At 35.0% G+C, this 9,992-nt stretch carries 12 protein-coding genes; 11 read left to right on the top strand and 1 reads right to left on the bottom strand.

Going from position 1 to position 9,992, the window contains the following annotated elements; translation table 11 throughout:
- On the top strand, window positions 1–1,746 hold a 1,746-nt coding region (locus J2X17_RS14360), incomplete at its 5' end, for an HYR domain-containing protein (RefSeq protein WP_310299363.1).
- 661 nt (window positions 1,747–2,407) lie between these two features.
- On the top strand, window positions 2,408–3,280 hold the full coding sequence (locus J2X17_RS14355) for a hypothetical protein (protein ID WP_310299362.1): 873 nt from the start codon (window positions 2,408–2,410) through the stop codon (window positions 3,278–3,280).
- Between the two features lie 315 nt (window positions 3,281–3,595).
- Here the strand turns inward: J2X17_RS14355 and J2X17_RS14350 are convergent, their stop codons facing one another.
- A complete protein-coding gene (locus tag J2X17_RS14350) occupies window positions 3,596–3,781 on the bottom strand; it encodes a hypothetical protein (RefSeq protein ID WP_310299360.1) in 186 nt (61 codons plus the stop codon).
- A gap of 240 nt (window positions 3,782–4,021) precedes the next feature.
- Here J2X17_RS14350 and J2X17_RS14345 point away from each other — a divergent pair, with 240 nt between their 5' ends.
- The 9 genes from J2X17_RS14345 to J2X17_RS14305 all read left to right on the top strand — a co-directional run bounded on the left by J2X17_RS14345 (window position 4,022) and on the right by J2X17_RS14305 (window position 9,982).
- On the top strand, window positions 4,022–4,345 hold the full coding sequence (locus tag J2X17_RS14345) for an ArsR/SmtB family transcription factor (RefSeq protein WP_310299358.1): 324 nt from the start codon (window positions 4,022–4,024) through the stop codon (window positions 4,343–4,345).
- Window positions 4,346–4,351: 6 nt separating this feature from the next.
- On the top strand, window positions 4,352–4,819 hold the full coding sequence (locus J2X17_RS14340) for an SRPBCC domain-containing protein (RefSeq protein WP_310299356.1): 468 nt from the start codon (window positions 4,352–4,354) through the stop codon (window positions 4,817–4,819).
- Between the two features lie 7 nt (window positions 4,820–4,826).
- Window positions 4,827–5,204, top strand: a complete 378-nt coding sequence (locus tag J2X17_RS14335; protein ID WP_310299354.1) for a DoxX family protein — start codon at window positions 4,827–4,829, stop codon at window positions 5,202–5,204.
- 18 nt (window positions 5,205–5,222) lie between these two features.
- Window positions 5,223–5,801, top strand: coding sequence for a YdeI/OmpD-associated family protein (locus tag J2X17_RS14330; RefSeq protein WP_310299352.1), 579 nt, complete (start codon window positions 5,223–5,225; stop codon window positions 5,799–5,801).
- A 15-nt stretch (window positions 5,802–5,816) separates the two neighbouring features.
- Window positions 5,817–6,482: a DNA alkylation repair protein gene (locus tag J2X17_RS14325; protein ID WP_310299350.1), complete on the top strand. Its 666-nt coding sequence runs from the start codon at window positions 5,817–5,819 to the stop codon at window positions 6,480–6,482.
- A 105-nt stretch (window positions 6,483–6,587) separates the two neighbouring features.
- On the top strand, window positions 6,588–7,148 hold the full coding sequence (locus J2X17_RS14320) for a DUF4256 domain-containing protein (RefSeq protein WP_310299347.1): 561 nt from the start codon (window positions 6,588–6,590) through the stop codon (window positions 7,146–7,148).
- A 265-nt stretch (window positions 7,149–7,413) separates the two neighbouring features.
- The gene (locus J2X17_RS14315) at window positions 7,414–7,914 is read left to right on the top strand and encodes a tetratricopeptide repeat protein (RefSeq protein WP_310299344.1); all 501 of its coding nucleotides are present in this window, start codon (window positions 7,414–7,416) and stop codon (window positions 7,912–7,914) included.
- A 132-nt stretch (window positions 7,915–8,046) separates the two neighbouring features.
- The gene (locus tag J2X17_RS14310) at window positions 8,047–9,006 is read left to right on the top strand and encodes an ion channel (protein WP_310299341.1); all 960 of its coding nucleotides are present in this window, start codon (window positions 8,047–8,049) and stop codon (window positions 9,004–9,006) included.
- A 76-nt stretch (window positions 9,007–9,082) separates the two neighbouring features.
- Window positions 9,083–9,982 carry a MerR family transcriptional regulator gene (locus tag J2X17_RS14305; protein ID WP_310299337.1) on the top strand — a complete coding sequence of 300 codons (900 nt, stop codon included), beginning with the start codon at window positions 9,083–9,085 and terminating at the stop codon, window positions 9,980–9,982.
- Window positions 9,983–9,992: the final 10 nt, after the last annotated feature.

The raw sequence follows: 9,992 nt of genomic DNA, 5'->3' as shown, positions 1-9,992 counted from the left end.
GGCAACACTGCCACTGCGGTTCAGAAAGTAACTATCAACGATACTGCTGCGCCAACCATCACAGCTCCGGCAAATGTAACGGCTTCGACTGATTCAGGCTGTAGTGCTGCGTCGGTTGTTCTGGGAACACCAGCAACGGATGACAACTGTGGCGTTGCGACAGTAACCAATGATGCTCCTGTTTCTTTCCCATTAGGGGATACCAATGTAACATGGACGGTAACAGACAACAGCGGCAACACTGCCACTGCGGTTCAGAAAGTAACTATCAACGATACTGCTGCGCCAACCATCACAGCTCCGGCAAATGTAACGGCTTCGACTGATTCAGGCTGTAGTGCTACGTCGGTTGTTCTGGGAACACCAACAACGGCTGACAACTGTGGCGTTGCGACAGTAACCAATAATGCTCCTGTTTCTTTCCCATTAGGGGATACCAATGTAACATGGACGGTAACAGACAACAGCGGCAACACTGCCACTGCGGTTCAGAAAGTAACTATCAAGGATACTGCTTTGCCAACCATCACAGCTCCGGCAAATGTAACGGCTTCGACTGATTCAGGCTGTAGTGCTACGTCGGTTGTTCTGGGAACAGCTGTAACGGATGACAACTGTGGCGTTGCGACAGTAACCAATAATGCTCCTGTTTCTTTCCCATTAGGGGATACAGATGTAACATGGACGGTAACAGACAACAGCGGCAACATAGCCACTGCGGTTCAGAAAGTAACTATCAACGATACTGCTTTGCCAACCATCACAGCTCCTGCTGATGTTACAGTAACAATTAATCCACAAGATGTAACAGCTACTGTTAACTTAGAAACACCCACAGCAGCAGATAATTGTGGAATTGCATCAGTAACAAACGATGCTCCTGTTTCTTTCCCATTAGGGGATACCATTGTAACATGGACGGTAACAGACAACAGCGGTAACACTGCAAAGGCAATTCAAATGATAAGAATTAATAAGCAGTCCTCTTTAACAGCTACTATGACACAAACAAATGTCTATTGTTATGGAGAGGCTAACGGTTCAGCCAGCGTTTTAACTACTGGAGGAACCGGTCCATATTCATATAGTTGGAACACAGGAGAAACAACAGCTACTATTGAGAATTTAACTGTTGGAACTTATCATGTTACAGTAATGGACACAAAAGGATTAAAAACAACAGCCGATGTAACTATAACGCAACCTGAAATATTATCAGCACAGATTATAGTAGATGATGAGAGTTGCAGTGGATGTAAAAATGCTTTTGCAAATGTAGTAGCTGCTGGGGGTACATTACCTTATACTTATAGCTGGAGTACAGGAGCAACTACAGCCAGCGTTAATAATCTGGCAGAAGGAATTTATAATGTGGGGGTAATGGATGCTAATGGGTGTATGGTTATTAGCGAAATTACAATAACTAAACCAACGAAAGATGATGGTTTGAAAATCTTCAATGCTCTCACGCCAAACGGAGATGGTATTAATGACGAATTTATTATAAAAGGAATAGAATACTATCCTAATAATACACTCGAAATATATAATCGTTGGGGAGTTAAGGTTTATGAGACTGAAAAATATGGTCAAAACGGAAACTATTTCCGTGGTATCTCAGAAGGAAGGGTTACACTTAAACAGGATGACGGATTGCCTACAGGAACTTATTTCTATATTTTGAGGTATTCTGATGTTGAAGGAAAAGTGAGAGAGAAATCAGGATATTTGTATCTAACAAAATAAGGGTAAATTATCAGATGTAGTGTTGGTGATTAATTATTCCATATAAGATTAGCAGAAAACAACTATTTTATTATTATTGCAGTAAAAAGAAACTAAATATTTTTTTTTAAAGTGCACCTTAAAGTTTAGACAAATATATAATTAAGTTTAATAAAAAATGAGCTCGATATTTAATTGGGCTCATTCTTTTTAAATTAAGTTTACTTCTCAATTATATAGTGTCTGATATTTCCTTACTATCTATTTTTAAATTCTTTAATTGAAGTATATTTCTTCAGATAAAACAATTCAAATTTAAATATGTCAAAAAGTTTTCTATATAGACTATTGTCTAATGCTTTTATTCTCAAACTTCTGTCAGCTTGCTTAAAATATGGGAATTTTCAAGTAAAAGGCTCGAGTTTTGCACCCAGAAGTTCACTTTCACTTTATTACAATCATTAAAAAACACCTTATTTTAAAGCTGTTTTTTTGTTCCACAAATTTCTAGAATTTGATTAACAAACAAACGCTGTTACCAATTGAGCTTGCCTATTTATAGCCTGTATTTTAAAAAATGTTTTGTCATAAAAAAATGTCCTAAAACACCAATTTTAAAACTTTTTATAGACCATTTTTTCCCACCGATTAAAAGATATTTGAAAATATTTTTTAATAAAAAATGAAAAAACACATTTTAATTTTTAGCAGTATAGTAATTTTATTTTCTTGTTGTAATAAAGAGGCTTGTAGTGAAACGCTTTCAGCAGTTGAAAAAAACATCACACACCCTAAACCTCCCAAAACCGATGGGCCTCCCCGCATCTTGTTTATAGGAAATAGCCAAACAGAATATTTTGTGAGTACTCCAATATTGTTTAAGGAATTTTGCAACGTAAATAATCTATCAATCAATATTGACCAACTAATAACCGCAGGTGTTTCATTAAAAAAAGTTTATGAAACAAACAAAACAGAAGCTAATCAAATTCTTTCTAATAAGGATAAAGATGGTAATTATTATGATTATGCAGTTATTCAGGAATCAACTATCATAGCATTATCTGAAATTGAGACTTATAAAGCGAATGTGAAAATGATTGTTGAAAAAATACATAAAAACAGTCCAGATGTTGCTGTTTACATTTACCAAGGAATATCCCCCGCATCTTATACAAATTCTGATTTTATAAAATATCATAATGAAATGCGCAAAAATGCCATTTCAGTTATGAGACTTATAAAAAATGCTGGTTTATTAAGAGTCGGTGATGCCGTTAAAGATGCTTATGATGGTAAAAATGGTTATAAATATTTGGTCGCAAACAAAGACAACTTACGCTATGGAAAACATACTCTTCACCTTATAAACGATGGTGGTTTTATACAAGCAACTTTACTTTTTGCCACCATTTTCGATAAAAAACCAATCATTCCCAAAAAACTTCTATTAATTACGGGAACTAAATATTATGACAACCTAAGAAAACAAGAAGTTGTTAAGGCTATTAGCAATCCAAATGCCTTAAAAGAAATAGCTTTTAATAATCGTTAGTTTATTTTAATCAGCAACCAAGTACAACCCGACAAATAAGAAACGTACTGAAAGTTAGATTCTGCTAAAAAATTTAAACATCGGGAATCAAATGTATAGATAAAAAAAGATTTGTCTAATTTTCAATGATTTCAATTTTCACAAAAACTACACCACCGCTTTTATGGGATGCAATATCCATAAATGCATAAACATAACCAAACTATTTCAACTATCGGCGCACAATATGTTTCACTGCTAAAAGGTTTGAATTTTACATAAAGAAGTTTATTAAAACAAAAAACCTATTTCATTCCGAAATAGGTTTTTTGTTTTTTATTCAGATCGTTTTCTCGAATTCCTCACAATAATAAAAACCGAAAACGCAAAAACGATAAAATACACAATTGCGAGCGCTGGTTTGTCAAATTTCATATTCTCAAAATCAAATTGCTTATACAATGTCACACCTAAAATGACTGCTATAATCCAAAAAACAAATGTTCCTTTCTTATTTTCCATATTTTTAAGCTTTTAAGGTAAATTAATTTAGTCCTTAACTGTATTTTTATTGCTAAATATAAAACTAATTCCGGCACAAGAAAAGAGGTATTTTCAATCTAATCAAAAATTCATCACTTTTACATCAAACTCAAATCTTTCTATTTATATCAGATTATCAGATGATTACCAAAAAAAAATAGTATAAAAATTTGCGTAGTCAAATAACTACATATATATTTGTAGCCAAATAACTTCACAATGAATTTAAGACGAGATGTATTTCAGGCAATTGCCGACCCAACAAGGAGAGCTATATTATTACTAGTGACTTCGCATTCGATGACAGCAGGCACAATAGCATCTAACTTTGATACGGCACGCCCAACGGTTTCAAAACACTTAAAAATTCTAACGGAATGCGAATTATTACAGCAGACACAAAACGGTCGGGAGGTTTACTACAGTATCAATGCCCAAAAAATGAAGGAAGTTGCCGAATTTATCGAACCTTTCAGAAAAATGTGGGACGACAGATTCAACAAACTCGAGGACATAATGAAAAACTACAAACCTGAAAATTAAGCCAACATGGAACTAAAAACAAAAATAAATGCAGAAGACGGCAAACAGGAACTTGTGATTACAAGAGAATTTGATCTTCCTGTCGAATTACTTTTCAAAGCCTACACAGAACCTGAAATTGTAGCACAATGGATGGGAACCAAAGTATTAAAATTGGAAAACAAAAAATATGGCGGTTATCAATTTGAAACCAGTGATCCAAAAAGAAATGTAGTTGTTCAGATGAATGGCGTTATTCACGAATTTATTCCTAACCAAAAAATTACAAGAACATTTGAAATGGAAAACTCGCCTTTTGCTGTCCAATTAGAATTTCTCGAATTTGAAGCTCTCACAGAAAACACCAGCAAACTCACCATGCAAATTGTTTACAAATCAAATGCACTTAGAGACCAAATGCTTCAGCTTCCATTTAAACAAGGACTCAACATGGCGCACAATAGACTACAAGAAATAGTAAGCAAATTAAAATAAACACATCATGACAAAGAGAAACAAAATAATATACTGGGTTGCCACACTTTGGCTGTCATTAGGCATGCTGTCAACCGGAATCGTACAAATCTTGCAGGTAAAGGAAGAAGTAGACATGATGGCGCATTTAGGTTATCCGCTTTATTTCATGGTCATATTAGGTGTTTGGAAATTACTCGGCGTTATCGCAATACTAATTCCTAAATTTCCTGTTTTAAAAGAATGGGCTTATGCCGGTTTCTTTTTTGCAATGTCAGGTGCTATCTTTTCGCATTTTTCCCGAGGAGACGAAGCCATAGCCTATTTTGGACCGACATTATTACTTGTTTTAATTGCTCTTTCTTGGTATTTTAGACCTGCGGACAGAAAAACGATTTCAGTTTAACCAATAAAATCAAACAGCATGAATCCGAAAGTTGATTTTTATTTTAATGATGCCAAAAAATGGCAGGAAGAATTAAAACAATTAAGAATGATTGCACTCGATTGCCAGCTTACCGAAGAATTAAAATGGGGTACGCCCTGTTACACCTTCGAAAAAAGCAATATTGTTTTAATCCATGCTTTTAAGGAGTATTGTGCTTTTTTATTTTTCAAAGGTGCTTTACTAAATGATACCGACGGAATTTTAATTCAGCAAAGCGAAAACGTTCAGGCGGCACGTCAAACTCGCTTCACAAATCGTAAAGAAATTGTTGACTTAAAAGCAATATTAAAAACATACATCTACGAAGCAATCGAAATAGAAAAAGCGGGTCTTAAGGTTGAATTAAAAAAGACAGCCGACTACGAAGTGACGGAAGAATTTCAAAAGAAATTAGACGAAGACAAACAGCTGAAAAAAGCTTTTGAATCCTTAACTCCCGGTCGACAAAGAGGGTATCTTCTGCATTTTTCACAACCAAAACAATCCAAAACCCGCGAAGCCAGAGTCGAAAAATCGATTCCGCAAATTCTCGACGGAAAAGGATTAAACGATTAATTAAAATTAATTCAAATGAAGGTAAAAGATATACTAGTACAACTTGAAGCTTTAGGCGATGAAAAAATGCGTGTTCACAATAAAAAACGAGGCGCAGGCGACAATCAGTTTGGAGTTAAAATGGGCGATATTCGAACGTTGGCCAAAAAGATAAAAACCAATCATGAATTGGCATTAGAACTTTGGGACACCGAAAATGTTGACGCCCGATTTTTAGCTACCTTAATTATCGACCCTAAGAAGCTTTCAAATAATCAAATTGCCAGAATAGTTTCTTCCGAAAAATTCACACACATCGCCGACTGGTTTTATTCGTACGTAATAAAATTATATTCCGATAGAGAAACTTTACGACAAGAATGGATGCATTCATCAGATGTTATGCACGCACGCGCTGGCTGGAGCCTCACAAGTGGCTGTGTAGCGCGCAATCCAGAATTAGTTAACATTCCGGCGCTTTTAGACACAATCGAGTCGGAAATGCCAAAAGCAGCTCCTGAAATACAATGGACAATGAATAGCACGCTGGCAACTATCGGAATTAATCATCCTGAATATCGCGAACGTGCGTTGTCTATTGGAGAAAAATTAGGTATTTACAAAGATTATCCAACTTCTAAAGGCTGCACCTCACCTTTCGCCCCAATTTGGATTAATGAAATGGTTCGCAGACAAGGTTAAAATTATTGTTCTAATTATTTTCAACACATAGAAACATAGTTTTGCAACCTAAAAGGCGCTTCACTAATTTAAAAACACATAAAGCCGGACGGCAAATAAAGCATCATGAGCAAAAATAAATTATCACAGGAACATCAGGAAGAAATCATCAGCATTTTGAAAGCGCGATTTGAAAAAAACAAAACACGCCATGAAGCTCTTGACTGGAATAAAGTACAAGAGAAATTAGAAGCGAATCCGGACAAACTTTGGTCCATTCTTCAAATGGAAAAAACTGAAGGCGAGCCTGATGTTGTCGGCTACGACAAAAACACAAACGAATATATTTTTTTCGATTGCGTTGCCGAAAGTCCAAAAGGCCGTCGCAGTCTTTGTTACGATCGTAAAGCCCTAGATTCACGAAAAGAACACAAACCAAAAAACAGCGCTTTGGATATGGCCGAAGAAATGGGAATTGAAATCCTGACCGAAGAACAATATCGCCAACTTCAGGAACTCGGGAATTTTGACACTAAAACTTCAAGCTGGATCGCGACGCCTTCAGATGTTCGCAAACTGGGCGGTGCTTTATTTTCAGACTTTCGTTATGGCAGGACTTTCGTCTATCACAATGGTGCAGAATCTTATTATGCAGCCAGAGGTTTTCGCGGATTTATTAAAGTTTAACATTATCTAGGAGCTATTTCCTGCTATCCTTCCAAATCTTTTGTGCCTCCCGAAGCCTCGGGACCGGCACAAAAGGATTTTCCCTCCCATCAGGGCTAGGGAACTTATTTCCATAAGAAACACTCCCAAAAATAACCACATCCTTTTATCAATAATCATTTAAATTAAATCACGATTATTTCACAAAAGAACTTCTCCTACAAAATAAAACTTTCATAAATTCGTTGAGATTAATTAACCTACTAACCTAATCCCAAATTGGTTTATGAAAAAATTATTACTATTATCATTTATTATGATCAGCTGCTCAACATGGGCACAATCCGCAACGGCTTATTTTGACAAAGCCATGAAAAAGGCCGAAGCCGGCAACACAAAAGGCGCCATCGCCGATTACACTAAAGCAATAAACATGAATTCTAAATTTGTAGAAGCCTACCAAAACCGCGCCGTTGCAAAATTCAACACAAACGATTTAAAAGGAGCTCTTGCAGATTTCAACAAAACAATCGAATTAGATGACATGAATGTTTATGCCTACACAGGAAGAGCAAACGTTCATTACAAATTAATGAATTACAAAGAAACCATCGCTGATTGTACTTCATCGCTCGGTTTAAATCCAAAAGATTATGTCGCTTACAATTTGAGAGGTTTGGCATATAACAAAATTGGAGATAAAAAAAATTGCTGTAAAGATTTCACTAAAGCAATCGAATTAGGCAGTCAGAGTGCCATAAAAAACAAAAAAACGTTCTGTAAATAAAATCAAAATAAATTTTAAATATCAAAAAGCAATCTGTAGAAAATCATTTTTCAGATTGCTTTTTTTGTTAAAACACCTCAGCTATTTTCATATAAAAGATATCCTTACATTTGTTCTTTAAACTAACCTTGAATGGCACTTCTTAAAAAAATAAACAACCACGCACAAACCGATAAAAATTCTGGATTCGGGACTAATGCAAACAGTTACGGCGGGAGATTTGTAAATAAAAACGGCACTCCGAATATCGAAAAACGAGGAATGAACATACTGCGCCGCATCAGTTGGTATCACACCATGATTGACATGCCCAACTGGAAATTCATGCTTATTTTATTTACTTTTTACATCGTCATCAATTTTATTTTTGCAATACTTTATTACGTAATCGGGATCCAGCATCTTGATGGTATTGCGCAGTCACAAAGTGTACTGACACAATTTGGCCAGGCTTATTTTTTTAGTGCACAAACTTTCACCACAGTAGGATACGGACATATTAGTCCAACCGGGTTTTTAACCAGCGCATTATCTGCTGCTGAAGCTCTTATTGGTTTATTAAGTTTTGCCATTGCAACAGGTTTATTTTTTGGAAGATTTAGTAAACCCACTGCTTTTTTAAAATTCTCACACAATGCATTAATTTCTCCATACGGCGAAGGCAAAGGATTAATGATTCGTCTTGTCCCTTATAAAAATACCAATTTTACAGATGCAAAAGCAAAAGTCACACTCGGAATGAGTATTGAAGAAAACGGTGCACAAACAAATAAATTCTATAATTTAGAACTCGAATTAGACAAGATTAATGCACTCTCATTAAGCTGGACATTGGTTCATCCTATAACAGAAAATAGTCCTTTATACAATTTCACCGAAGAAGATTTTAAAAGAATTCATGGCGAAATTCTAGTCTTTATAACCACTTTCGATGACATGTACAGTAACACAGTAGCAGCTCGAACATCTTACACTTTCAATGAAATTATTTATGGTGCAAAATTCGTAGCCATGTACAACAGAAGCAAAGATGCCTCAAAAACTATTTTGTATCTGGACAGCTTAAATCAGTATGACACAACAAACCTCTGATAATCCAATCATTTTAATCAACTTTTAAATATAGTTTCAGTTTTTATTCTATTTTTGTTTATCCAAAAATCATATAATGATAAACAATATAAAAACGGTTTTTAGCATAAAGGACCTTGAAAACTTATCAGGAATAAAAGCACACACAATTCGTATATGGGAAAAAAGATACAATATCCTTGAACCAATGCGAACTGATACCAATATCAGACTTTATAACGTACACAATTTACAGAAGTTATTAAATATAACTTTACTACATGAATACGGTTACAAAATATCTAAAATAGCCACTTACCAGGAGGAGAAAATTCCGCAATTGGTTCGTGAAATCATTTCAAAGAAAAATTCGCAAAATTATGCCATCACATCATTTAAGATGGCGATGATGAATTTTGATCAGGAATTATTCTTTAACACATTTGACTGGCTTATTTCAGAAAAAACATTCAGCGAAGTTTTCAAGGATCATTTTCTTCCATTATTAAAAGAATTAGGCTTACTATGGCAGTCTGAAACGATAACGCTTGCAAATGAGCATTTCATGTCGCATTTGATCAAACAAAAGATTTTAATTTATACTGAAAGTCTTCAGATTTTAAAACCTACTAATACGGAACGCGTCTTTATACTTTCATTACCACTTAATGAGGCGCATCAAATTGGGTTATTATACATGCAATATGAACTTTTATTAAAGGGATACAAAACTATTTACTTAGGAGAAAGTATGCCTCTTGAAAATTTACAGGATCTTATTAAACATTTTGAGAACATTACGTTCGTTTCTTTCATGACCATTCAACCAGATCGCCGCGTAATTAACCAATATGTAAAAACAATGGGGCAGAAATTACTGGAAAAAAATAACGAAATCTGGCTTATGGGTAACATGATTGAACATATTGACGAAAAAGTTTTACCTGAAAGAATAAAACTTTTTTACACAATGGAGGAGACACTCGAAAGAATATAGTTTTTTTTGT

It is taken from the genome of Flavobacterium aquidurense, assembly GCF_031458035.1.
Classification (GTDB): domain Bacteria; phylum Bacteroidota; class Bacteroidia; order Flavobacteriales; family Flavobacteriaceae; genus Flavobacterium; species Flavobacterium aquidurense_C.
This window is presented reverse-complemented; position numbering and strand designations above follow the sequence as displayed.

Bases quoted from the DNA above. Each gene is read 5' to 3' on its own strand.
- J2X17_RS14320 (WP_310299347.1), top strand. From the start codon at position 6,588: ATGAGCAAAAATAAATTATCACAGGAACATCAGGAAGAAATCATCAGC.
- J2X17_RS14305 (WP_310299337.1), top strand. From the start codon at position 9,083: ATGATAAACAATATAAAAACGGTTTTTAGCATAAAGGACCTTGAAAAC.
- J2X17_RS14325 (WP_310299350.1), top strand. From the start codon at position 5,817: ATGAAGGTAAAAGATATACTAGTACAACTTGAAGCTTTAGGCGATGAA.
- J2X17_RS14315 (WP_310299344.1), top strand. From the start codon at position 7,414: ATGAAAAAATTATTACTATTATCATTTATTATGATCAGCTGCTCAACA.
- J2X17_RS14345 (WP_310299358.1), top strand. From the start codon at position 4,022: ATGAATTTAAGACGAGATGTATTTCAGGCAATTGCCGACCCAACAAGG.
- J2X17_RS14310 (WP_310299341.1), top strand. From the start codon at position 8,047: ATGGCACTTCTTAAAAAAATAAACAACCACGCACAAACCGATAAAAAT.
- J2X17_RS14340 (WP_310299356.1), top strand. From the start codon at position 4,352: ATGGAACTAAAAACAAAAATAAATGCAGAAGACGGCAAACAGGAACTT.
- J2X17_RS14350 (WP_310299360.1), bottom strand. From the start codon at position 3,781: ATGGAAAATAAGAAAGGAACATTTGTTTTTTGGATTATAGCAGTCATT.
- J2X17_RS14335 (WP_310299354.1), top strand. From the start codon at position 4,827: ATGACAAAGAGAAACAAAATAATATACTGGGTTGCCACACTTTGGCTG.
- J2X17_RS14355 (WP_310299362.1), top strand. From the start codon at position 2,408: ATGAAAAAACACATTTTAATTTTTAGCAGTATAGTAATTTTATTTTCT.
- J2X17_RS14330 (WP_310299352.1), top strand. From the start codon at position 5,223: ATGAATCCGAAAGTTGATTTTTATTTTAATGATGCCAAAAAATGGCAG.